This window comes from Plantactinospora sp. BB1 (assembly GCF_003030385.1).
Classification (GTDB): domain Bacteria; phylum Actinomycetota; class Actinomycetes; order Mycobacteriales; family Micromonosporaceae; genus Plantactinospora.
The window spans coordinates 5585377-5608207 of record NZ_CP028159.1 but is presented as its reverse complement, the minus strand read 5'-3'; the positions used below and the strand labels follow the sequence as shown (position 1 = coordinate 5608207).

Sequence of the window (22831 nt, the reverse complement as noted above, 5' to 3'; positions counted from 1 at the left end):
CGCACTGCCGGCAGGCTCTGAACGGTCGGTGGCTGGAGCGGAGGAGTTCGCTCACCTGGACGCCAGAGGCGTTATCCGGGGGTGGATACGCCTCTGGTGTCCAGGTCGAGCCGGCGCCGCGCCCGTTCGGCTGGGGGCAGCGGTCAGTCGGCGTGGTGCCGGCCGGTCGAGCGCAGCGAACGGCGTACGCTCCGGTCCAGCCCGAGGTCGTCCGCCGCCGGATCGGGCTCGCTGAGCCCGCTCACCCAGTCGACGTACTCCTCGTCGCGGGCAGGCACCGGTTCCTCCGTACGGTTGCGGCCCTTCGCCTCCCGCTGCTTCGACTCGCCCCTGCCCGGCTTCGACTCTCCCTTGTCCTGCTTCGAGTCGCCCTTGCCGGTCTCGACGGTGCCGGTCTGCTCGGCGGCGTCGGTGCCGCCCCGGTTGCGCCGGAACAGGCCGCGACGGAGCCGCCCCGCCGGCCGCTGCGCGTCTCCGGCGCCCGACCCGGACTCGACCTCGGCGGTGGTCTCCGGCCCGGGTCCGGCCGGCGGCGTGCCACGATCCGGCCCGAGTTCGGCCGGCGGCGTGCCTCGATGCGGCCCGAGTTCGGCCGAGGGCGCACTGCGACCAGGGGCGGGTTCGGCCGGGGACATGCCGCGACCAGGCGCGGGTCCGGCCGGGGGCGTGTCGCGATCCGGGGCGGCGGCCCGGCCCGAGGTAACCCCGAGCTGGTCTGGCGTATCCCCGACCTGGCCCGGGCCATCCCCGGCGACCACCGGGATGGGCGGGATCCGTTCGGTACGGGTGGGGTCTGCTCCGCTCGGCTCCGTTCGGTTCCGTCCCGTCTCGGCCGATCCAGCCCCTGGCCCGCCCGATCCGACCGGAGCCCGACCCGGTGTCGCCCCGATCCCGCCCCACTGCGCGGGGATACTGCCCGATCCCGTTCCGCCCGGGTACGACCGGTCGTCGCCGGTCCGGCCGACGTCGTTCGACCCGCTGCCGAGGTCGCCCCGGCCGGTGCCGGAGGCGACAGTGCCGGAGGCGACGGTCCCGGAGGTGGCGGGGTCGGAGGCGACGGTCCCGGAGGTGGCGGGGTCGGAGGCGACGGTCCCGGAGGTGGCGGGGTCGGAGGTAGGAGCCGGACCGGGGGTGGGGGCCGCACCACCCTCGCCCGGCCGGTGCGCCGATCCGATCGCCGGTCCGGTCGTCGTTTCGGTCGCCCGTCTGGTCGTCGTTTCGGTTGCCGGTCCGGTCGTCGCTTCGGACACCGGTCCGGTCATCGTCGATTCGGCCGTCGGTTCGACGCGGTCGGGGCGGGGACGGCTGACCGGCGTGAAGGCGTCCCAGACGTCGTCGCTACGGGACGGTGTCGCGGACGGCGGCGGTGGCGTGGACGCCGCCGCCGGAGGCGTCACCGTGGCCGGTGGCTCCGGCGTTGTCGAGGGCGTTGTCGAGGGCGTTGTCGAGGGCGTTGCCGCAGTTGGTGTCGACGGTCCCGTGCCCCCCACCGGCGTCGACGGCGCGACCGGCGGCGTCGTGGTCGGCCAGAAGTCCTCGGTGCGGAGTCGGCGAGCACCGGCCCAACCCCCCGGGAGCCCGGCATCCGTCGCAGCCGCGCCAGGTCCGCCGCCGGCCGGACCGGCCGATTCCGGGCTGCTTCGCTGACCGCTTTCGGGCACGGTCGGCACCGGTGACCCGAACCGGTCGGTGGGGGTCGAATCCTCCGTGGAGGTACGCGGGGACGGTACGCCCCTGCCGATGTCGAACGACCAGTTTCCGGGACCCGGCGGCTGCTCAGCGGAGGGCCTCGTCGGCTCGCTGGCCGGTCGCCCGCCGGCCGCCGCCGTACCGGGTGTCCAGGTGCGGGCCGGTGTCGTCCCGGTACTCGGGTCGCTGGCGCTGCCGCCGGCACCGGCCGGGGGTTCGTCGCGCGGGACGCCCAACCGCCAGGTCGGGGCGGTCGAGGTACCGCCGCCGCTCGGCGAGGTCACCGTCGGGATGGTCTCGGTGGGCGCGTCGTCGACGCCGTCGGCACCGTACGTCCGGCCGCTGCCGCTCCCGTCCGGCGTCCTGGCGGTGCCGCTCTCACCTGGCGTTCCGCCGCTGCCACGCTCAGCGGTCGCCGCCGTGCCGGCGGTGCCGCCGAGCGTCGCGGCTGCGGTCGGCTGGGCTGCGGTCGGCTGGGCTGCAGTCGGCTGGGCTGCGGTCGGGTGGGCTGCGGTCGGCTGGGCTGCGGTCGGGTCGGTTGCGGTCGGGTCGGCTGTGCCGGCCTGCTCCGGGGCGTCGGTGGCCAGCGCCGGGGTGGTCGTGGTCAGCGGCCAGCGGGCCCACGCCGCAAGCACCGAACCCAGCGCACCGGCACCGACGGCGATCAGTGCGCCCCAGTACGGTGCCGCCTGGTAGGCGTCGGCCGAGTCACCCGGGCCGGCGACGAGGTACGCCAGGGCGAGCATCGCCGGGCCCGCCACCCCGCAGCTGGCGACCACCGGCGTCGGCAGCTCGCGCCGCCGGGCCAGGGCACCGGTGAGGGCGCCCGCGACCAGGGCCAGCGCCGGCATGGTGACCACCGCCAGCCGCTGGCTGGTACCGGCGCTGAGCCAGCTCGGGTCGACGCCGCCGAGCCGGACGGCGGGCAGCGGGTCGGTGGGGCCGAGCGAGGGGAGTACGGAGAGTACGGCGAGGAACCAGATCGCCCCGGTCACCGCCCCGATGTTCCAGACCACCGGACGCTGGCTGAGCGCGGCCAGGGCGGCGACGAACCCGACCCCGGCACCGATCAACGCGGCCACCCCGGTCAGGCTCACCGGGTCTGCCGAGGCGACCTGCGCCGCCCGGGCGGGCTGCATGGAGAGCGGGGCCACCGCGAGTGCGCCGAGGGCGGCGAGCGCGGAGATGACGGCTCGGTTGCCGAGCGTGCTGGGCAGGGTGTACCTGCGGGCGAGCCGGTCCGCCAGCATCGCGCCGAGCACGGCCGCCACCATGGCGAACCAGCCGACCCAGCCGAGCTGGGCGGGCCAGTGGTTCACCGTGGCGCCGTCGAAACCGCGGTTGAAGCGGACGAGGCCGAGGCCGTACGCGATCCCCAGCTGGCCGGCGCCGCTGACGATCCCGACGAGGAGTGCGGCGAGCAGCACTCTGCCCCAGGTCCGGTAGGCCATGCCGGGCACGTTACGCACTCGTCCGGCCGGCCCGCCACCCTGGGCCGGACGTCGGGCACCGGCAGGGGCGCCCGACCGGCTGCCGATCGTGCTGACCGTCGGGTCAGCGCTGCTGGTCCGCCTGGCCGCTGCCGCTCAGGGCCAGGCCGGGGCCGCTCTCGGGGTGGTCGATCAGGAGTTCGTGCAGTTCCGCGCTGGCCCGGGCGACGTCCTCGAAGTGCGCGTTGCGGCCCAGGGAGCGGGGACGCGGGATGTTGATGTCGAGCACCTTGCGGATCTGCCCGGGGCGCGGACTGAGTACGACGACCCGGTCGGCGAGCAGCACCGCCTCGTCGATCGAGTGGGTGACGAAGACGATCGTCGCCGAGTGCTCCATGTGAATCCGCTGGAGTTCGACCGAGAGTTCCTCCCGGGTCAGCGCGTCCAGCGCGGAGAACGGCTCGTCCATCAGCAGCACCTTCGGCTGCTGGATCAGGGCCCGGCACAGCGACACCCGCTGCTGCATGCCGCCGGAGAGTTCGTGCGGAAGCCGCTTCTCGAACTCGCTGAGCCCGACCATCGACAGCAGTTCGCGGGCCCGGTCGCGGTGCGCGGCCTTGCTCCAGCCGAAGATCTCGGTGGGCAGCATGACGTTGTCGAGGACCGACCGCCAGGGCAGCAGCGCCGGGCGCTGGAAGACCATGGCGATGTCCCGCCGTGGCCGGGTGACGACCTCGTCCGCCACCCGGATCTCGCCCTCGGTCACCGGCAGCAGGCCGGCGACCAGGCGCAGCAGGGTGGACTTGCCGCAGCCGGAGCGGCCCACCACGGCGAGGAACTCGCCCTCGGCGACGTCGAGGTCGATCCGCCGCAGCGCCTCGACGGAACCGGACCGACCACCGAAGGTCCGGGATACTCCGGAGAGTCGGATCATCGCTTTGCCACCCCATTCGACAGGTCGACAGTGTCGACAGGCTATCCCGGACGCCTTCCGGCGGCGAGGACTCGTTCCGCGCCGCCGGGCCGCGTCGTCGATCGCCGGCTCAGCCGGCCAGCCGCCAGCGGCCACCACGGGCCACCAGCAGGCTCAACGCCTGGGGCATCAGCCCCGAGTGGTTCTCCGGCGTCATCCGGATCGGGCCGGAGAGGCCGTCGGTCTCGGCGGTCTCCAGCAGGCTGCGGATGCGTGCCCGGTCCGGCTCCTCGCCGCCGCCGGCCCGTACCGCCGCGTCCACGATCAGTTGCAGCGCGTCGGCCGCGAACGAGGAGTACCCGTAGTAGCCGCCGAACCGGGCGGTGTAGTCCCGGAACCACTGCTTGCTCGCCGCCTTGGCCGGGGTGGTCGCGATCACGTCGTCGATCACCATGGTCTGGGTGAAGACCATCGTGGTCCTCTCCGCCGCGCCGCCGCTGTTGCCGATGAAGAGGTCGCCGGCGGCCACCGCGTCGAGGAAGATGTGGCCCTTGAATCCCTCGGAGGCGAGGCGCCCGATCGCCAGGTTGGCCTGGTCGGCCGGGGTCCACACGATGATCGCGTCCGGCTCTTCCGCCACCAGTGCGGCGACCGGCTGGCTGACGTCGGTGTCGGTCACCTTCACCGTCCGCTTCGCCAGGATCGGGATGTCGGTGGCGTCCTCCTCGACGCCGACGAGTTCGCTCGCCAGCGTCCGCGCGCCCTCCTCGCCGTACTTGTCGGCGGTGTGCAGCAACGCCACCGATTCGACGCCGCGGACCCGGAGTTCGGCGGCGATCGCGGCGACGTTGTCGCGGGCGTTCGGGCCGAGTTTGAACATGTATTCCCGGTCCGGTCCGGGTGCGGCGACTTCACCGGCGGGGGCGAGCGCGATCGTCGGAACCTGCTTGCTCTTCACCGTCTTCGCCGCACCGATGGCGCAGTCGTTACAACTGCCCATGATGATGCCGCTGATCGCCGGGTTGGCGGTGAAATCGCCGATATTGGTTGCCGAGATGCTGGGGTCGAACTTGTTGTCCCGGACCTCCAGGCGAACCCGACGACCGTCCAGCGCACCGGACTCGTTCAGTTGTTCGACCTTGAGTTCCAGTGCCCGCTGGTAGGCCTTGCCGACCTGTGGGGCCGCGCCGGACAGTTCCAGGTCGGCGCCGATCACGATCTCCCCGGACTCCTTCTCCGGCGCGCCGAACTGGCAGCCGGTCAGCGAGGTTGCCAGGATGGCCGACGCGAGCAGCGCGGGTATCGCGGAGCGGATGGGCCTCAACTCAGTCCTCCAGGTATCCGGCGCGGGCGGGGTGCTTGCCCGGCCGCCGATCCAGTCGTCCACAATGGATGGCAGCGATCTGCCGTACGGTTCACGCGAAGCCTTCAAACCCGCAAAACCTTGCCAATGCCGGACGCCTGGGTCAAGCGGTGGATGCCCGGCCGGTTTCGGGATGACGGGTCTCACATAGTGATAAGAGGGGGTACGGGTGCGGGATAACTTTCCAGATACAAGTGACCACTCTAGAGATATATGTGCTGATCAGAGACTTGCCGATTCATCGATCTCCCGGCGCCGAGGGTAGCCGACGTCCCATGATGGACCTTTGCTGCCCTCCCGTCGCTTCCCAAAGCGGCCTTCTTCTGATGAAATCGCGGCCGTGCCGCGTGCGGCTCGATCCGCTGCAGCAGGCATCGGTCGACGGGTCACGTAATGAAACGACGGAGGCGATGTCGTGAGCACCGGACCTACGACCCTGCCCGCAAAAGGTCTGCGGGGGGGCGCTGCACCGCGCCGCTGGCTTCCCCGGCTACGGGACACCCGGATCCGGTCCAAGCTCGCACTCCTGCTCGTCGTCCCGGTCGCCGCGGTCCTCGCGCTCGCCACGATCCGACTGGTCGACATCGGACAGGGCGCCTACCAGGCCGGCGTGCTCCGGTCGCTGACCGAACTCTCCGCCGACATCTCGGCGCTCACCCAGGACGTGCACAAGGAGCGGATCGCCGCCGCGCGGCTGCTGGCCGAGTCGAAGGAGACCACGACCGAGGCGTACGACGCGTACGTGCAGCGCACCGATGCCCGGATCGCCGCGTACAACGACCGGCGGGCCCAGGTCAGCGACGTCCCGGCCTCGGTGGAGGACCGGCTGCGGGTCATCGACGACCGGCTGGCGACGCTCAACGGCACCCGGCAGGAGGTGCTGGAGCGCCCGCAGATGCCACCCGGCGAGGCCACCCTGCGGTACGGCATGATCATCGGTGAACTCGTGGCGTACGGCGAGGCGCTCGGCCAGATCTCCGGGGAGAGCGCGGTCGGCGACAGCCTGCGTACCCTCTCCGCGCTCGCCCAGGCGAAGGAGGCGGTGGCCGAGGAGGAGGCGGTGGTCTACAGCGCCCTCGCCAACAACCAGGTGCTGGACCAGGAGCAGTTCTCGGCCTTCATCGCCACCCTGACCAGCCAGCAGGAGGCGCTGCTGGCCTTCGGCGCCTCCGCCAACGCCCGACAGGAGGCGGTGGTCAACGGCGCCGTCACCGGCGACGCGGTGATCCTCGCCGACAAGGTGGCCCGGGACCTGACCCGGTCGGTCGGGCAGCGGGCACCGATCAGCGCCAGCTCGGCGGCGATCGCGATCGGCTCGATCAACGACCTGATGCGCTGGGCGGAGACGCTGCTCGAATCCGACCTGCTGGACCAGGCCGAGTCGGCCCGCTCCGAGGTCGTCCAGCAGGCGATCATCGAGTCGGTGATCGTGCTCCTCACGCTGATCGTCGCCCTCGCCCTCGCCGTGGTGCTGGCCCGGTCGCTCAACCAGTCGCTGCGCCGGCTCCGCGAGGGTGCGCTCTCGGTGGCCAACCACGACCTGCCCGAGGCGGTCCGCCGGCTCCGGGACGTCGGCACCATCGGCGACGGCGGCGTCGACGAGATCGTCCGGCAGGTCCGGGACCCGATCCGGCTCAACAACAAGGACGAGGTGGGCCAGGTCGCGCTGGCCTTCAACGTCGTACACAAGGAAGCGGTCCGGATCGCGGCCGAGCAGGCCGCCCTGCGGACCAGCGTCTCGGCGATGTTCCTCAGCCTGGCCCGCCGAAGCCAGACCCTGGTCGACCGGATGATCGGTGAGCTCGACGCGATCGAGCGGGGTGAGGAGGACCCGAAGCGGCTGGCACAGCTCTTCGAGCTCGACCACCTGGCCACCCGGATGCGCCGCAACGACGAGAACCTGCTCGTGCTGGCCGGCGCCGACTCGACGGCGCCCCGCCGCGAGGACGCGTTGCTGATCGACGCGCTGCGGGCCGCGCAGTCCGAGGTGGAGCTCTACAACCGGATCGAGTTCGGCACCGTCGACCCGGACATCTCGGTCGCCGCGCACGCGGTCAACGACGTGGTCCGGCTGGTCGCCGAGCTGCTCGACAACGCGACCCGCTTCTCGCCGCCGCACACCACGGTGGTCGCCGATGCCCGCCGGATCCGCGACTACGTGTTGATCCAGGTGGAGGACCGGGGACTCGGCCTCAGCGAGGAGCAGATGGACGCCCTCAACCGCCGGCTGGCCGAACCGCCGGCGGTCGACGTGGCGGCCTTCCGGCTGATGGGTCTCGCGGTGGTGGGTCGGCTGGCGCACCGGCACGACATCCGGGTCGACCTGCGCCGCAACGTCGAGGGCGGCACGGTCGCCCAGGTCACCCTGCCGGCCAGCACGGTGGTGCTGCCGAACCCGCGCGGTCGCGACCAGGTCCTCGGCCGGCAGCGGCAGCCGCTCGCCGTCGAGCAGGGACCGGCCACCGGCCGGCCGTCGACCGGCGCCGCCTGGCAGGAGACGCTCTCTCCGGTCGGCGCGTCGCGTACCGCCGGCACCCTGACCGAGCAGTGGCGCAGCGCGGCGGGCAACCAGTGGCAGACCGGGGGTGACCCGGCCGGAGCGATGCCGGCCAGCACCGGTGCGCCGGTCAACAGCCAGTTGACGGCGAGCCAGTTGCCGGCGATGCCCGCGCCGACGTACCAGCAGGGCATGACGCCGACCTACCAGAACCCGGCGTCGACGGCACCGCCCGCGCACACGGGTCTGGCCGGTTCGACCGGGGTCACCTCGCCGACCGTGCAGTACCCGACGGTCGCGTCCTCGCTGCCGCAGCGCGGCGGCATGGGTGCCGGCCCGGCCGCGACGCACGCCATGACGCCCGCCGGGGCGGCACCGTCCGGCCTGCCCTCCGGCCCGGTCGCGGGTACCCCGGTGAACGCCGCCTCCGCGGTCGCGCCCCGGGTGGAGGACACCGGCGAAGCGCCGATCTTCCGCGAGATGGAGGCGGTCTGGTTCCGTTCCCACGGCTCGGACTCGACCGCGATCTTCACCGTGCCGCCGGGCGGCTACCAGTCGCCACCGGCACCGAGTGGGCCGCCGTCGCCGAACTCGGCGACCCCGGGCCGTACCCCGCTGACCCCCCGCACTCCCGGGCGTTCGGCACCGCCACCGGCCCCCTACGCACCACCGACGCCGCCACCGGCGGCCGCACCGCCACCGGTCCCCGCGCCCGCGCCGGCCGCGGCACCTCCGGCGCCGGCCGCGCCCGCGCCGGCCGGACAGGCCGGGCCCGAGGGATCCTGGCGGACCGCGGCCGACGAGGGCTGGGCCCGGGCCAGCCGGGCGGCGGAGCCGGCCGCCGCTGGCACGACCCGGTCCGGCCTGCCGAAGCGGGTACCCCAGGCGCAACTCGTGCCCGGTGGCGTCGAGCCCAAGACCGGGCGCGAGCGGACCAGGCGTACCCCGGACGAGGTGCGCGGTCTGTTGTCGGCCTACCACCGTGGCGTACAGCGCGGGCGGACGGCCGGTTCCGAGCAGAACGGCATGATCTCAACCAAGGAGACGAGCGGATGAACAGGCCAGCAGCGATGCAGGACATGGGTTGGCTGCTCAGTAACTTCGCCGACAGCGTCGCCGGCATCGCACACGTCGTCGCGGTCTCGGCGGACGGCCTGCTCCTCGCCTCGTCCCGGGACCTGCCGCCGGACCGGGCCGACCAGCTCGCGGCGATCACCTCCGGCGTGGTCAGCCTGACCGACGGCGCCTCCCGGATGTTCAGCGCCGGCGGGGTGCTCCAGACGGTGATCGAGATGGACAGTGGCTACCTGTTCCTGATGTCCATCAGCGACGGTTCCTCGATGGCGGTGCTCGCCGCCCGGAGCTGCGACGTGGGCCAGGTCGGCTACGAGATGGCGCTGCTGGTGGAACGGGTCGGTGCGGCGCTGGTGCCGTTGCCGCGCGAGGCCGTTTCGCGTCCGTAATCCGGCGCACAGGAAGGATGGCAACGGTGAAACCGCGACTCGACTCTGAGGAGGTGACCACGGTATGGAGGGACGACGCGATGACCCGCGTGGCGCGCTCGTCCGACCGTACGCGGTCACCCGCGGCCGTACCGAACCTCGTCAGGACATCGCGCTCGAGGCGGTGCTCGTGGCGAGCCCGGCCGCGGTCGTGGAGTCCCGGTTCGCCGGCCATGACAAGCACCGCATCGCCACGATCTGCGAGGGCCGGGCGCAGTCACTGGCGGAGATCGCCGCGTACACCCGGCTGCCGTTGGGTGTCGCCCGGGTGCTGGTCGCCGACATGGTGGCGGACAGCCTGCTGACGCTGCACAATGCCGCTCCACCGTCGGAGGCGTACGAGGAGCGGATGGAACTGCTTGAGAGGGTGCTAAGTGGACTTCGCAGGCTATGACTCGGCCAGGCCGCGTCGCGGCGGTGGTGGCGGTGGCGGCGGCGGTGGTGGTGGCGGGATCACCTCCGCGAAGATCGTTATTGCCGGCGGGTTCGGGGTCGGCAAGACGACGCTCGTGGGTGCGGTCTCGGAGATCACCCCGCTGACCACCGAGGCGGTGATGACCGCGGCCGGGGTCGGCATCGACGACCCCTCCAAGGTGCCGGGCAAGGAGACCACCACGGTCGCCATGGACTTCGGCCGGATCACCATGGCCCAGGACCTGATCCTCTATCTGTTCGGCACCCCCGGACAGACCCGGTTCTGGTTCATGTGGGACGAGATCATCCGTGGTGCCGTCGGCGCGGCGGTGCTGGTCGACACCCGGCGGATCACCGACGCGTTCGCGCCGCTGGACTACTTCGAGAACCGGCACCTGCCGTACGTCGTGGCGTTGAACTGCTTCGACGGCGCACCGCAGTACGAGGCGGAGGAGGTACGCGAGGCGCTCGCGATCGCCCCGCACGTGCCGCTGGTGATGTGCGACGCCCGACACCGCGAGTCGGTCAAGCACGTGCTGGTGAACGTGGTACAGCACGCGATGGAGACGTTGCGTGCGGAGCACGGCCGGGGCCAACCCACCCCGGTCGGCTGACCCTCGCGTTACGCAGGCTTGCCGGGCCCGGGGAGGCTCCGCGGTTCAATCCTGCACAACGAGAGGGACAGACATGCCACAGCACGATGGCCCCGATGGCGGCTCCGTAGTCGTCATCGGGGGTACCTCCGGCCTCGGCCGGGACGTGGCCGAGCACTACGCGAAGCGGGGCCTTGAGGTCGTCGTCACCGGCCGCGACGCGGCCCGGACCGAGGCGGTCGCCGCCGAGATCGGTGGCCGGACGACCGGTCTCGCCGTCGACCTCGCCAGGCCCGAGTCCATCGCCGCCGCACTCGCCGGGATCGGCGAGATCAAACACCTTGTCCTCTCCGCCTTCGTCCGGGACGTCAACAAGGTCGCGGACTACCAGATCGACCGCGCCGTCAGCCTGGTCACGGTCAAGCTGGTCGGCTACACCGAGGTGGCGCACACCCTCGCGTCCCGGCTCTCCCCGACCGGTTCGATCCTGCTCTTCGGCGGCGGTTCAAAGGACCGGCCGTTCCCCGGTTCGGCGACGGTCTCCACGGTCAACGCCGGGGTGGTGGGGCTGGTCAACGTGCTCGCCGCCGAACTGCGGCCGGTCCGGGTCAACGCCCTGCACCCGGGCATCGTCGGCGACAGCCCGTTCTGGGCCAAGCAGCCGGCCGAGGTGCACGAGACCTACCGGGCGCGTACCCCGACGGGCCGGCTGACCACCATGGCGGACGTCACCGACGCCGCCGTGTTCCTGCTGGAGAACCCGGCCGTCAACGGGGTCAACCTCAATATCAACGGCGGGTCCGGACTGATCTGACCCGGTGGGCGGATCACCGCCGGCCGCGGCCGCAGCGGTGATCCGCCCGATCGGTTCGGCGCGGGACGGGCCGGCTCAGGCGGAGATCTTCCGGGCCCACGGCACCGCGAGCCGTTCGACCACGACGACCGCGTAGAAGACGCTGATCCCGATCACCCCGGTCAGGGTGATCGCGGCGAACGCCAGCGGGGTGTCGAAGGACTGCTGGGTGTTGTAGATGATCGCCCCGAGCCCCTGGTTCAGGGTCTGCAACTCGGCCACCACGGCGCCGATCAGCGAGAGCGTGATGCCGAGTTTCAGCCCCACGAAGAGCTGGGGCAGCGCCCAGGGCAGCCGTACCTTCAGGTAGGTCTTCAGCCGGGACGCGGAGAGCGACCTGGTCAGCTCGTAGAGGTCGGTCGGGGTCGAGGTCAGGCCCGCCATGGTGGCGATCATGACGGGGAAGAACGCGATCAGGACGACCAGGGTGAGCTTCGTCCGCGCGTCGTAGCCGATCCAGAGGATCAGCAGCGGTATGAGCGAGACCTTCGGCACCGCGTTGAATGCCACGATCATCGGCAGGGTGGCCTGCTCGATCAGGCGCGAGCTGGTCAGCAGCAGCGCCGCGACGATCCCGCCGACCGCCGCGAGGCCGAAGCCGACGAGGGTTCCCCAGAGGGTCGCCCAGGCCGCTTCGAACAGATAGGCGGGCTGCCGGCGGAAGGCGTCGACGACCTCCGGCGGCGACGGCAGGAAGAGGGTCCGGACGTCGAAGACGACGGTCACCAGCCACCACAGGGCGATCGCGAGGACGGTGCCGACGATCGGCAGCGCGACCCGGGCGCCGGGGGAGAGGTTTTGCCGGGCGGTCACCGGATCCACCCCGGTCTGCGGCCGGCGCAGGGGCCTGCCGGCCGGCACCGTGGGTCGTGGGCATCGCTGTCCGGAGGGGTACGGACGCGCAACATGTTCGCTCCTCTGCGTCGAAAAGGGGACGGCGAGTGGCTGTCCACTCGCCGTCCCCGAGGTGTCACGCCGTCGGTCAGGCCTTGGGCGCGATGGAGAAGTCGATGACCTTGTCCGGGGTGAGGCCGGCCGGGATCAGCTCGGCGCCCTGGAGGATCGCGATGGCCCGGGCGGCACGCTGCTCGTCGAGCGCGCCGATCGTGTTACCCGGTGCCGAGGTGACGTACGGCGTCATCAGCTTGATCTCCGCCGCCGCGCCCTGCTCGTTCACGTTCGGGTTGTTGGCCTTCATGATCTTGGCGGCCTCTTCGGGGTTCTCCACCGTGTACTTGAGGCCCTTCATCGCCGCGTCCTTGAAGCGCTTGACGATGTCCGGGTTTTCCTGGGCGTACTTGGCGGTGGTGGTGAGGCCGGTGCCGAGCAGGTCCCGCAGGTAGTCGGTGAGCGGCATGACGGTCATCGTCTGCTTGGTCACCGTCTCCACCGTGTTCTTGGTGATGACGAAGGTGCTCAGCACGTCGACCCGCTTGCCCACCAGCAGGCCGACCAGGGACTGCGGGGTGGCCTCGACGAACTGGAGCCTGCTGGCGTCGAAGCCGGCGAGCTTGCCGTACGCCGGCAGCAGGGTCCGGGTGATCGAGCCGGCGGCGACGCCGACCCGCTTGCCCTCCAGGTCCTTCGGCTTGGTCACGCCGGAGCCGGGCGGCGCGAAGATCGCGACCAGCGTGCTCTGGTGCACCGCCGCGATCACCCGCATGTCGGTGACCTGCGCCTTGCCGGTCTGGATCATCAGCTGGGTCACGTCGCTGTAGGTGAACTGCGCCTTGCCGGAGAGCAGGCCCTGGTTGTTGGTGGCCGGGGCGCCCTGCTGGACGGTGACGTCGAGCCCGGCCTCCTTGAAGAAGCCCTTGTCCTTCGCCACCCACGCGAATGCGTCGTGGCCGCCGGTGCCGAACCCGGTGAGGTACGTCACCTTGTCCGGAGCCTTGCCGCCGGCGTCGCCGCCGTCGGAGTCGTCCGAACCGGAGCAGCCGGCGGTGACCAGCATGGCCGTGGCCAGCGCCGCGGCGGCCAGCACGCGTATACGCCTCGTCATTCCTACCTGTCCTTTGAGGAGAATCCATTGAGGATGTGGATCGGTCGCCCGGTTCAGGATCGGCCGCGTCCCGCTGATGGCGCCACGGGTGCAGATGATTGCCGGCGGCTCTCTATGGCCGGTGCCCGCCATGATCGTAATGCCTTGCCCGATGTCTCCGGCAGTCCTCCTGACGCGTTCGCGAGCAGGGTGTGACGCGACCCGAAATATTCTCTGTCAGGGCGATCGGGCGCCTCCACCCGTCCCCTGTGCACAGTCCCGGAGGGCAGTTTACGGGCGCTTCCGGGACGTTGCGGCCTTACCCTGCCAACCGCCTGTCCGCCAGTCAAGGGATCAAACCGAGCCGATACCCAAGCGTGAGGCGGCGGCTCGCGGGCCGTCGCCCCTGGTGAAGCTTCCTCTGGTCGGGGCGGCCTCAGTCGACCGGCAGCCGGTAGCCGCGTTTGACCACGGTCTGCACGACCCCCGGGGTGCGCAGTCCGGCCCGCAACCGGGCCACCGCCATCTCGACGGCGTGCTCGTCGGCGCCCCTCGGCAGGGTGCGCAGCAGGGCGGCCCGGGACATCACCCGGCCGGGGGTACTCGCCAGGGCCCGGAGGACCGCCATCGGGGCCGGGGCCAGCGGGCGCAGCTCACCGTCCAGGATGGCCGCGTGCCCGCGCAGGGTCAGCAGGTGGCCGGCGACCTTGACGCTGATCGCCCGCTGCGGCAGTTCGTCGACGATGGTCCGGACCAGCGCGCCGAGCCGGGCCCGGCTCGGCGCCACCACCGGTACCCCGTACCGGCGCAGCGGCGCGGCGGTGACCGGCCCGACGCAGGCGGCCAGTACGTCCGAGCGCATCGCCTCCAGCACCGCGTCGGTACTCGACCCGGCGGCCCGGAGCAGTGCGGTGACCGCCGGTGCGGAGGTGAAGGTGACCGCGTCCACCAGCCGGCCGGCGATCAGGTCGACCAGCCGGTGCAGCGGGGCCGGGTCGGTCGGTGCCGCCCAGCGGTAGACCGGCACCTCGATCACGCTCGCCCCGGCCGCCTCCAGCGCCGCCGTGCACTCCGGCTGCCGCTCGCCGTGCAGCTGCATCGCGATCAACTGGCCGCGTACGCCACGCTGCCGCAGGTGCTCGATCACCTCGTCGCAGCTCTCCGAGGCGGGCGACCACTCGTCGTGCAGCCCGGCGGCCCGGATCGCGCCCCGGGCCTTCGGCCCCCGGCTGACGATGTAGGCCCGGCCCAGCACCGAGCGCAGCGGCTCGGCCAGCCCCCAGCCCTCGGCCGCCTCCAGCCAGCCGCGCATCCCGATCCCGGTGTTCGCCATCAGCACGTCGGGCGGGTTGTCCAGGCAGGCCCGGGTCGCCGCCCGCAGTTCGGTGTCGTCGGCCAGCGGCACGATCCGCAGCGCCGGGGCGAGCACCACCCGGGCGCCGCGCCGCTCCAGCATGGCGGTGAGTTCGTCGCGGCGCCGGTCGGCGGTGACCCCGACGGTGAAGCCGGAGAGTTCGCCGGCCATCAGGCGTCCCCGGCCGGCCGGTGCCGGGGTGCCACCTCGACCAGCCCGTCCCGGCACCGCACCCGGTAGGTCGGCACCGCCACCCCGGGCACGTCGAGGCAGTCTCCGGTGCGCAGGTCGTACACCTGTTTGTGCAGCGGGGAGGCGACCGTCGGGATCTCGCCACGGCTGCCGACGATGCCCCGGGCCATCACGTACGCGCCGGCGATCGGGTCGCGCTGGCCGATCGCGAAGAGCCGGCCGTCGTGGGTGCGGAAGACCGCCACCTGGTCGCCGTCGACGAGTGCGGCCACCCCGCGCTCCGGCTCCAGCCGGGGGTACGCGCAGACGACCGTCCAGCGCACCTCCCCGGCGACCTCGCCCAACCCCTCGTCGACCGCCGGTCCGTCGCCGATCGTGGTCTCCAGAGTCAACTCGGTACCCCCATGGTCGTCGGGAGGCCGAGCGTCACCGGTCGGCGGTCTCCCAGGGCCGGAACGGGCTGTCCCCGCTCCACCTCGAACGTGATCGACGGGTCCGGCACGTCGGGTGCGTTGACGAAGGAGGTGAACCGGCGCAGCCGGTCGGGGTCCGCCAGCGTGTCGCGCCACTCGTCGGAGTACGCCCCGACGTGCCGGGCCATCGCGGCGTCGAGTTCGGCGCAGAGCCCGAGCGAGTCGTCGACGATGACCGCCCGCAGGTGTTCCAGGCCGCCCTCCATCGCCTCGATCCAGGCGGCCGTCCGCTGTAGCCGGTCGGCGGTGCGGATGTAGAACATCAGGAACCGGTCGACGTACCGGACCAGGTCCTCGGTGGAGAGGTCCTGGCCGAAGAGTTCGGCGTGCCGGGGCCGGAAGCCGCCGTTGCCGCCGAGGTAGAGGTTCCAGCCGCCCTCGGTGGCGATGATCCCGAAGTCCTTGCTGCGGGCCTCGGCGCACTCCCGGGCGCAGCCGGAGACCGCTGACTTGATCTTGTGTGGGGCGCGCAGTCCCCGGTAGCGCAGCTCCAGGGCGATCGCCAGCCCGACCGAGTCCTGCACCCCGTACCGGCACCAGGTGGAGCCGACGCAGGACTTGACCGTACGCAGCGCCTTGCCGTACGCGTGCCCGGACTCGAACCCGGCGTCGACCAGCCGGCGCCAGATCTGCGGCAACTGCTCGACCCGGGCACCGAAGAGGTCGATCCGCTGCCCACCGGTGATCTTCGTGTAGAGCTGGAAGTCCCGGGCCACCTCGCCGATCACGATCAGCTTCTCCGGGGTGATCTCGCCACCCGGGATCCTCGGCACCACCGAGTAGGTGCCGTCCCGCTGGATGTTCGCCAGGAAGTGGTCGTTGGTGTCCTGCAACGACGCCTGCTCGCCGTCGAGCACGTAGCCGTTGCCGAGCGAGGCGAGGATCGAGGCGACCGCCGGCTTGCAGATGTCGCAGCCCCGGCCCCGGCCGTGTTCGGCGACCAGCCGGGAGAAGGTGCGGATCCCGCGTACCCGGATGATCTCGAAGAGCTCCTGCCGGCTGTGGTCGAAGTGCTCGCAGAGCGCCCTGCTCAGGCTCACCCCGGAGACCGCCAGCAACTGCTTCAGCATCGGTACGCAGGAGCCGCAGCTCGTACCGGCCCGGGTGCACGCCTTCAGCCCCGGTACGTCGGTGCAGCCCTCGGCGATCGCGCCGACGAGCTGGTCCTTGGTCACCGCGTTGCAGGAGCAGACCTGGGCCGAACCGGGCAGCGCGGCGATCCCGGCCCCGGTCCCGGTGCCGTCGCCGGCCGGGGCGAGCAGCGCCAGCGGCGGGCCGGGCAGCGCGCCGCCGACGCTGGCCCGCAACGTCGGGTACGCCGTCACGTCACCGACCAGCACCCCGCCGAGCAGGGTCTTCGCGTCGTCGGAGAGGACCAGCTTGGCGTAGACCCGGGTGGCCGGGTCGGTGAATGTGACGTCCAGGCAGCCCGGCGTCCGGCCGTGTGCGTCACCGAACGAGGCGACGTCCACCCCGAGCAGCTTCAACTTGGTGGAGAGGTCCGCGCCCGGGAAGGTCGCCGTACCGCCGACCAGCCGGTCGGCCACCACCTCCGCCATGGCGTAGCCGGGGGCGACCAGGCCGTAGCAGGTCCCCTCGACGGCGGCACACTCGCCGATCGCCCAGATCCGCTCGTCGGCGCTGCGACAGCTCTGGTCGACCCGGATCCCGCCGCGCTCGCCCAGCTCCAGGCCGGCGGCCCGGGCCAGCTCGTCCCGGGGCCGGATGCCGGCGGCCACCACCACCAGGTCGGTGGGGAGCCAACTGCCGTCCGAGAGGGTCAGCCCGGCGAGTTCGCCGTCCGGGCGGGACCGGATCGCGGTGGTGGCCACCCCGAGCCGGGGCACCACACCCAGCTCCTCGACGTAGCGGCGCAGCATCGCGCCGCCGGCCTCGTCGATCTGCACCGGCATCAGCCGGGGGGCGAACTCCACCACCGAGGTGGCCAGGCCGAGCAGCCGCAGCGCGTTCGCCGCCTCCAGGCCGAGCAGCCCGCCGCCGATCACCGCACCGCTGCGCCGGCCCTTGGCGAAGTCCCGGATCGCGGCCAGGTCGTCCAGGGTGCGGTAGACGAAGACCCCGGGCCGCAGCGACGGAGTCGGACCGGGCGCGTCCGGGCCCAGCGCCGCGTACGCGCCGTCGATCGGCGGCACGAACGGGTACGACCCGGTCGCCAGCACCAGTGCGTCGTAGGAGTATTCCCCGCCGCCGGTGACCACCCGCCGGCCGGTCCGGTCGATCTCCATCACCGGCTCGCCCAGCCGCAGGTCGACCCCGTCGTCGGGCCGGTGCAGGCTCAGCTCGTCCGCGTCCACCCCGTCGAAGAAGGCCGAGAGCCGCACCCGGTCGTACGCCGGCCGGCCCTCCTCGGCCAGCACGGTGACCTGCCAGCGGCCCCCGGTGTCCCGGGAGCGCAGCGCCTCGACGAAGCGCTGCCCCACCATGCCGTTGCCGACCACCACGAGTCGTTGCCGCTCGGACCCTTCGATCATCGGATTCCTTCCGTGGATACTCCGGCCTTAAGGCCGGAGAGGAAACGGAACTCCTGCGGAGCAGGGCAGGGATAGCCGATCCGCCGCCAAGGCGGACAGGCGTCCACCCGCGCGTCACCGCAAGGCTCACCAGCTGGTGCGCTAACGTGTGAGCCGTGTCCAGGACGGTGAAGCGGGCGTTCAGGTACCGCTTCTACCCGACCGAGGCGCAGACAGCAGAACTGTCGCGCACGTTCGGCTGCGTCCGGAAGGTCTACAACCTGGCCCTGCGGGCCCGCACCGAGGCGTGGACCCTGCGACGGGAACGGATCAACTACACCGCCACCAGCGCGATGCTCACAGGGTGGAAGAAGACCGAGGAACTGACGTTCCTCAACGAGGTGTCGTCCGTGCCGTTGCAGCAGGCCCTGCGCCACCTGCAAGGCGCGTTCGTCAACTTCTTCGCCAAACGCGCCCGGTACCCGAGCTTCAAGTCGAAGAAGAGGTCGCGGAAGTCGGCGGAGTACACCACCAGCGCGTTCCGCTACCGCAACGGCCGGTTGACCCTGGCCAAGATGACCGAGCCGCTGGACATCGTGTGGTCGCGGCCGTTGCCCGCAGGTGCCTCGCCGTCCACCGTGACGGTGTCGCAAGACGCGGCGGGACGCTGGTTCGTGTCCCTGCTCTGCGACGATGTGATCGAATCGCCCCCGGCCGCGAACACGGCCGTCGGGGTGGACGCCGGACTGGACAGCCTGCTCACGTTGAGTACCGGTGAGAAGGTCACCAACCCGCGCCACGAACGCGGCGACCGGTCCGCCCTGGCCCGCGCCCAGCGTCAACTCGCCCGCAAGGAGAAGGGGTCGGTGAACCGGGCCAAGGCCCGGCTGAAGGTGGCCCGGATTTATGCGCGGATCACCGACCGGCGTCGGGACCACCTGCACAAACTGACCACTCGACTCGTTCGTGACAACCAAACGATCGTGATCGAGGACCTGACCGTACGTAACATGGTCAAGAACCACACGCTGGCCCGCGCCATCAGCGACGCGGCCTGGCGGCAGTTCCGCACCATGCTCGAATACAAAGCCGACTGGCACGGTCGGGACGTGGTCGTTGTCGACCGTTGGTTCCCGTCGACGAAGCTGTGTTCGACGTGTGGTGTGCTCGCTGATCGGATGCCGCTGGACGTGCGGACGTGGACCTGCCGATGTGGCACCATCCACGACCGCGACGTCAACGCGGCCCGCAACATTCTGGCGGAGGGGCTCTCCGTTACGGCCTGTGGAGCCGGTGTAAGACCTCAACGGGCGGACGCCCGGACGAGGCAGTCGGCGTCGAAGCAGGAAAACCCAAGGGCGACCAAGGGAATCCCCGCCCTTTAGGGCGGCGAAGGATGTCAAGCCGCCACCTCTGCTTCCACCACCGGGTCGGGAGTGTCGATCGAGGAGAGCCAGCCGAGGATCCCCTCGACGGCGTCCCGGCAACTGCCGCAGCCGGTGGTGGCCCGGGTCGCGGCGACCACGTCGTCCAGGGACCTCGCCCCGGCCCGCCAGCAGCGCACCAGCGCGCCCTTGCGCACCGTGTTGCACTGGCAGACCGTGGCCGCGTCCGGCATCAGCGCCGGTGACTCGACCGGGGTCGCGCTCGCGCTGTCCCGGCTGCGGCCGAGCAGCAGGGTGCGGCGGTCGACCGGCACCGGCGTACCCCGGTCGAAGAGCTGGATCACCGTGCCGACCGCCGGGTTGTCACCGAGCATGATCGCCCCGGTGAGCCGTTCGCCGACGATCCGCAGCCGGGCGTAGGTGCCCCGGACCGGGTCGGAGAAGCTGAGTTCCTCGACGTCCGGGGCCGGGCCGGCGGCCGCGTCGCCCATCGCGGCGAGATCGATCCCGGCGGCCTTGAGCCGGGTGACCGGCGGCTGCGGCCGATAGCGTGCCCGCGGATCCTGCCCGGCGAGCACCTGGGCCAGCACCCGGGCCTGCTCCCAGGCGGGTGCGACCAGGCCGGTGACCACGCCGGCGTGCTGGGCGCAGTCGCCGATCGCCGAGATGTGCGGGTCGCTGGTGCGCAGCCGGTCGTCGACCACCACCCCCCGGTCCACGGTGAGCCCGGCGGCGCGGGCCAGCTCCACGTCGGGGCGTACCCCGCAGGAGAGGACCAGCAGGTCGGCGTCGAGCAGGCGTCCGTCGGTCAGGGTCAGGGTCAGCCCGTCGGGCCGGGTGTGCACGGCGCTGGCCGCCACCTCCAGGTGGGTGGTGACGCCGAGCGCGGCCAGGGTACGGGCCAGCACCGCGCCGGCCGCCGGATCGAGCTGCCGCTCCATCAGGTGCCCGACCGGGTGCACCACGTGCACGTCGAGTCCCCGGGCGGCGAGCCCCCGGGCCGCCTCCAGCCCGAGCAGTCCGCCGCCGAGCACCAGGGCCCGGCGCGCTCCGGCGGCGGCGGCCAGGATCCGCCGGCAGTCGTCCAGGGTGCGGAACACCGCCACCCGGTCCGGCAGCCGCTCCCGGTCCAGCCCGGCCAGCGGCGGCACCAGGGCACGCCCGCCGGTGGCGAGCACCAGGTGGTCGTACCCGATCAGGTCGCCCTGGCCGGTCGTCACCGTGCGGCCCGCCCGGTCGACGGCGGTGACCTCGACCCCGGGGCGTACGTCGATGCCGTGCCCGGCCGCCTCGGCCAGCTCCACACCGGACTCGTCGACCTTGCCGGCCAGCAGGCTGGACAGCATGATCCGGTTGTACGCCCGGTGCAGCTCGGCGCCGAGTACCGTGATCTTCGCGTCGCCGAGCCGGGCGGACAGCTCGGCCGCCAACCGCGCCCCGGCCATGCCGTGTCCGACGATCACGACGCGGTTGCGTGACCCGTCCACCGTCTCCTCTGTCGTCATGCCGTCCCCTCGCCAGCGCGCGGTGTCGCCGTCTCGGCCCGGACCTTCTCGACCCTGACCGCGCACACCTTGAACTCGGGCATCCTGGAAACCGGGTCGAGCGCGTCGCTGGTCACCGAGTTGACCCGACCCGCACCCGCCCAGTGGAACGGCGCGAAGACGGTGTCCGGCCGGATGGTCGGGGTGAGCCGGGCCGGCGCCCGCATCTCGCCCCGGCGGCTGGTCACCCGCACCTCGTCGCCGTCGTCGATCCCCAGCCGGGCCGCCAGGTCGGGATGCAGCTCCACGAAGGCGTTCGGGGCGGCCCGGCGCAGCGCCTCGACCCGCCGGGTCTGCGCACCGGACTGGTACTGCGTCAGCACCCGCCCGGTGGTGAGATAGACCGGATAGTCCGGGCAGACGTCCTCGGCGACCGGGCGGTGCTCGACGGGTAGGAACCGGGCCCGCCCGTCCGGGGTGGGGAATCCGTCGGCGAACATCCTCGGCGTGCCGGGCCCGTCCTCGGCCGGGCAGGGCCAGAAGACGCCCTCCTCGGCGTCGATCCGCTCCCAGGTGATCCCGGCGTAGTCGGCGGCACCGCCGGCCGAGGCGCGGCGCAGCTCCGCGAAGACCAGCTCCGGCGAGGCCGGGAAACGGGACCCGCCCCGACCGGTCGCCCCGTCCACGTGGTCGAGCCGGTCGGCGAGTTCGGCCAGCACCGCCAGGTCGGTGCGTACCCCGGGTGGTGGCGGGCGGAGCGCGCGGCGGCGCAACACCCGGCCCTCCAGGTTGGTCATCGTGCCGTCCTCCTCGGCCCACTGGGCGGTCGGCAGCACCACGTCGGCGATCTCGGCCGTCTCGGAGCGGACGAAGTCGGCGACCACCAGCAGGTCGAGGTCGCGTAGCCGGCTGGTGACCCGGCCCGCCCGGGGTGCCGAGACGACCGGGTTGGAGCCGAACACCAGCAGTCCCCTCGGGCCGCCGTCGGTGCCGAGGGCGGTGAGCAGCTCGTACGCCGACACGCCCGGGCCGGGCAGCGCGTCGGGATCCACCCCCCAGACCCCGGCGACGTGTGCCCGGGCGGCCGGGTCGTCGATCCGGCGGTAGCCGGGGAGCTGGTCGGCCTTCTGCCCGTGCTCCCGGCCACCCTGGCCGTTGCCCTGGCCGGTGAGGCAGCCGTACCCGGAGCCGGGCCGCCCGGGCAGGCCGAGCGCGAGGGCCAGGTTGATGAAGGCGGTCACCGTGTCCACGCCCTTGGCGTGCTGCTCGGCGCCGCGCGCGGTGAGGATGATCGCCCGGTCGGCGGTGCCGAGCGCCCGGGCCGCCGCCTCCAGGTCGGCCACCGGCACCCCGGAGAGCCGCTCCGCCCGGGCCGGCCAGTAGCCGGCGGTCACCCGCCGCACCTGGTCGAATCCGCTGGTACGGGCGGCCACGTAGTCCTTGTCGACCAGGCCCTCGGCGAGCGCGATGTGCAGCAGCGCGTTCGCCACCGCCAGGTCGGTGCCGGGGGTGGGTTGCAGGTGCAGGGTGGCCTGCCGGGCGGTGGCGGTGGCCCGGGGGTCGACCACGATCAGGGTGCCGCCGCGCTGCCGCTGCTCGACCAGATAGCGGACCAGCGGCGGCATCGTCTCGGCGACGTTCGCGCCGACCAGCAGCAGGGTGTCGGCGGTGCCGAGGTCGGCCAGTGGGAACGGCAGCCCCCGGTCGATCCCGAAGGCCCGCATCCCGGCGGCGGCGGCCGAGGACATGCAGAAGCGTCCGTTGTAGTCGATGTTGCGGGTGCCGAGCGCGACCCGGGCGAACTTGCCGAGCGCGTACGCCTTCTCGTTGGTCAGTCCACCGCCGCCGAAGACGGCGACCGCGTCCCGGCCGTACCCGGACTGGATCCGGCGGATGCCGTCCGCCACCCGGTCCAGCGCCTCCGGCCAGCTCGCCGGGCGCAGCTCCCCGCCGGGGTGGTCCCGCAGCAGCGGGGTGGTCAGCCGGTCGGGGTGGTCGAGCAGCTCGGCGGCGGTCCAGCCCTTCTGGCAGAGTCCGCCCCGGTTCGTGGGGAACTGCCGGGGCAGCACCTCCACCCGCTCGGCGGTACGGCGCAGTGTCATCCCGCACTGGAGTGCGCAGTATGGGCAGTGCGTGACGACGTCCTGGGACACATCCTCCGAATGCGTCGCAGTGCGGGCACCGTCTGTCATGTCCGGAAGCGTGCCGGCGCCCGGTTTCGCGGCCGGGTCCCTCTT

The 22831-nt window shown here is 72.4% G+C and carries 16 protein-coding genes; 6 read left to right on the top strand and 10 right to left on the bottom strand.

The features are described 5' to 3' along the window. Positions 1 to 143 precede the first annotated feature (143 nt). From C6W10_RS24420 to C6W10_RS24410, 3 genes are all read right to left on the bottom strand, one after another. A complete protein-coding gene (locus tag C6W10_RS24420) occupies positions 144 to 3140 on the bottom strand; it encodes a hypothetical protein (protein WP_107260843.1) in 2997 nt (998 codons plus the stop codon). Positions 3141 to 3243: 103 nt separating this feature from the next. After that, the gene (locus C6W10_RS24415; protein WP_107260841.1) at positions 3244 to 4053 is read right to left on the bottom strand and encodes an ABC transporter ATP-binding protein; all 810 of its coding nucleotides are present in this window, start codon (positions 4051 to 4053) and stop codon (positions 3244 to 3246) included. A 109-nt stretch (positions 4054 to 4162) separates the two neighbouring features. Continuing rightward, complete coding sequence (locus C6W10_RS24410; RefSeq protein WP_107260839.1) at positions 4163 to 5356, bottom strand: ABC transporter substrate-binding protein; 1194 nt, start codon at positions 5354 to 5356, stop codon at positions 4163 to 4165. Positions 5357 to 5810: 454 nt separating this feature from the next. On the opposite strand from C6W10_RS24410, the gene C6W10_RS24405 reads away from it, so the two are divergent. The 5 genes from C6W10_RS24405 (at position 5811) to C6W10_RS24385 (ending at position 11215) form a co-directional block, all read left to right on the top strand. After that, positions 5811 to 8948 carry a sensor histidine kinase gene (locus C6W10_RS24405; protein WP_107260837.1) on the top strand — a complete coding sequence of 1046 codons (3138 nt, stop codon included), beginning with the start codon at positions 5811 to 5813 and terminating at the stop codon, positions 8946 to 8948. Beyond that, positions 8945 to 9355 (top strand): roadblock/LC7 domain-containing protein, encoded by a 411-nt coding sequence (locus C6W10_RS24400; RefSeq protein ID WP_101368105.1) that lies wholly within the window; start codon positions 8945 to 8947, stop codon positions 9353 to 9355. Before C6W10_RS24405 ends, C6W10_RS24400 begins: the two co-directional genes overlap by 4 nt. Before the next feature lie 64 nt (positions 9356 to 9419). Then, positions 9420 to 9788: a DUF742 domain-containing protein gene (locus C6W10_RS24395; RefSeq protein WP_107260835.1), complete on the top strand. Its 369-nt coding sequence runs from the start codon at positions 9420 to 9422 to the stop codon at positions 9786 to 9788. Continuing rightward, a complete protein-coding gene (locus tag C6W10_RS24390; protein ID WP_369930847.1) occupies positions 9769 to 10422 on the top strand; it encodes an ATP/GTP-binding protein in 654 nt (217 codons plus the stop codon). Before C6W10_RS24395 ends, C6W10_RS24390 begins: the two co-directional genes overlap by 20 nt. A gap of 73 nt (positions 10423 to 10495) precedes the next feature. After that, positions 10496 to 11215 (top strand): SDR family NAD(P)-dependent oxidoreductase, encoded by a 720-nt coding sequence (locus C6W10_RS24385; RefSeq protein ID WP_107260833.1) that lies wholly within the window; start codon positions 10496 to 10498, stop codon positions 11213 to 11215. Positions 11216 to 11290: 75 nt separating this feature from the next. On the opposite strand, the gene C6W10_RS24380 is transcribed toward C6W10_RS24385, so the two are convergent. From C6W10_RS24380 to nirB, 5 genes are all read right to left on the bottom strand, one after another. Beyond that, positions 11291 to 12067, bottom strand: coding sequence for an ABC transporter permease (locus C6W10_RS24380; RefSeq protein WP_107264247.1), 777 nt, complete (start codon positions 12065 to 12067; stop codon positions 11291 to 11293). 169 nt (positions 12068 to 12236) lie between these two features. Beyond that, entirely contained in the window at positions 12237 to 13256 is a 1020-nt protein-coding gene (locus tag C6W10_RS24375; RefSeq protein WP_159104726.1) for an ABC transporter substrate-binding protein, read from the bottom strand. 415 nt (positions 13257 to 13671) lie between these two features. After that, positions 13672 to 14760, bottom strand: coding sequence for a uroporphyrinogen-III synthase (locus C6W10_RS24370; RefSeq protein ID WP_107260829.1), 1089 nt, complete (start codon positions 14758 to 14760; stop codon positions 13672 to 13674). Continuing rightward, positions 14760 to 15104 carry a nitrite reductase small subunit NirD gene (gene nirD, locus C6W10_RS24365; RefSeq protein WP_107264246.1) on the bottom strand — a complete coding sequence of 115 codons (345 nt, stop codon included), beginning with the start codon at positions 15102 to 15104 and terminating at the stop codon, positions 14760 to 14762. The genes C6W10_RS24370 and nirD overlap by 1 nt, the downstream gene beginning before the upstream one ends. A gap of 65 nt (positions 15105 to 15169) precedes the next feature. Further along, positions 15170 to 17746 carry a nitrite reductase large subunit NirB gene (gene nirB, locus C6W10_RS24360; protein WP_107260827.1) on the bottom strand — a complete coding sequence of 859 codons (2577 nt, stop codon included), beginning with the start codon at positions 17744 to 17746 and terminating at the stop codon, positions 15170 to 15172. Between the two features lie 155 nt (positions 17747 to 17901). Here nirB and C6W10_RS24355 point away from each other — a divergent pair, with 155 nt between their 5' ends. Beyond that, complete coding sequence (locus C6W10_RS24355; RefSeq protein ID WP_107260825.1) at positions 17902 to 19110, top strand: RNA-guided endonuclease TnpB family protein; 1209 nt, start codon at positions 17902 to 17904, stop codon at positions 19108 to 19110. 14 nt (positions 19111 to 19124) lie between these two features. Here the strand turns inward: C6W10_RS24355 and C6W10_RS24350 are convergent, their stop codons facing one another. Both C6W10_RS24350 and C6W10_RS24345 read right to left on the bottom strand, forming a co-directional pair. After that, the gene (locus C6W10_RS24350) at positions 19125 to 20615 is read right to left on the bottom strand and encodes an FAD-dependent oxidoreductase (protein WP_107260823.1); all 1491 of its coding nucleotides are present in this window, start codon (positions 20613 to 20615) and stop codon (positions 19125 to 19127) included. Then, the gene (locus tag C6W10_RS24345) at positions 20612 to 22786 is read right to left on the bottom strand and encodes a molybdopterin oxidoreductase family protein (RefSeq protein WP_107260821.1); all 2175 of its coding nucleotides are present in this window, start codon (positions 22784 to 22786) and stop codon (positions 20612 to 20614) included. The genes C6W10_RS24350 and C6W10_RS24345 overlap by 4 nt, the downstream gene beginning before the upstream one ends. Positions 22787 to 22831: the final 45 nt, after the last annotated feature.

Excerpts from the sequence above, each read along its gene's own strand:
- nirB (WP_107260827.1), bottom strand. The coding sequence starts at position 17,746 with ATGATCGAAGGGTCCGAGCGGCAACGACTCGTGGTGGTCGGCAACGGC.
- C6W10_RS24350 (WP_107260823.1), bottom strand. The coding sequence starts at position 20,615 with ATGACGACAGAGGAGACGGTGGACGGGTCACGCAACCGCGTCGTGATC.
- C6W10_RS24385 (WP_107260833.1), top strand. The coding sequence starts at position 10,496 with ATGCCACAGCACGATGGCCCCGATGGCGGCTCCGTAGTCGTCATCGGG.
- C6W10_RS24345 (WP_107260821.1), bottom strand. The coding sequence starts at position 22,786 with ATGACAGACGGTGCCCGCACTGCGACGCATTCGGAGGATGTGTCCCAG.
- C6W10_RS24415 (WP_107260841.1), bottom strand. The coding sequence starts at position 4,053 with ATGATCCGACTCTCCGGAGTATCCCGGACCTTCGGTGGTCGGTCCGGT.
- C6W10_RS24420 (WP_107260843.1), bottom strand. The coding sequence starts at position 3,140 with ATGGCCTACCGGACCTGGGGCAGAGTGCTGCTCGCCGCACTCCTCGTC.
- C6W10_RS24400 (WP_101368105.1), top strand. The coding sequence starts at position 8,945 with ATGAACAGGCCAGCAGCGATGCAGGACATGGGTTGGCTGCTCAGTAAC.
- C6W10_RS24395 (WP_107260835.1), top strand. The coding sequence starts at position 9,420 with ATGGAGGGACGACGCGATGACCCGCGTGGCGCGCTCGTCCGACCGTAC.
- C6W10_RS24370 (WP_107260829.1), bottom strand. The coding sequence starts at position 14,760 with ATGGCCGGCGAACTCTCCGGCTTCACCGTCGGGGTCACCGCCGACCGG.
- C6W10_RS24375 (WP_159104726.1), bottom strand. The coding sequence starts at position 13,256 with ATGACGAGGCGTATACGCGTGCTGGCCGCCGCGGCGCTGGCCACGGCC.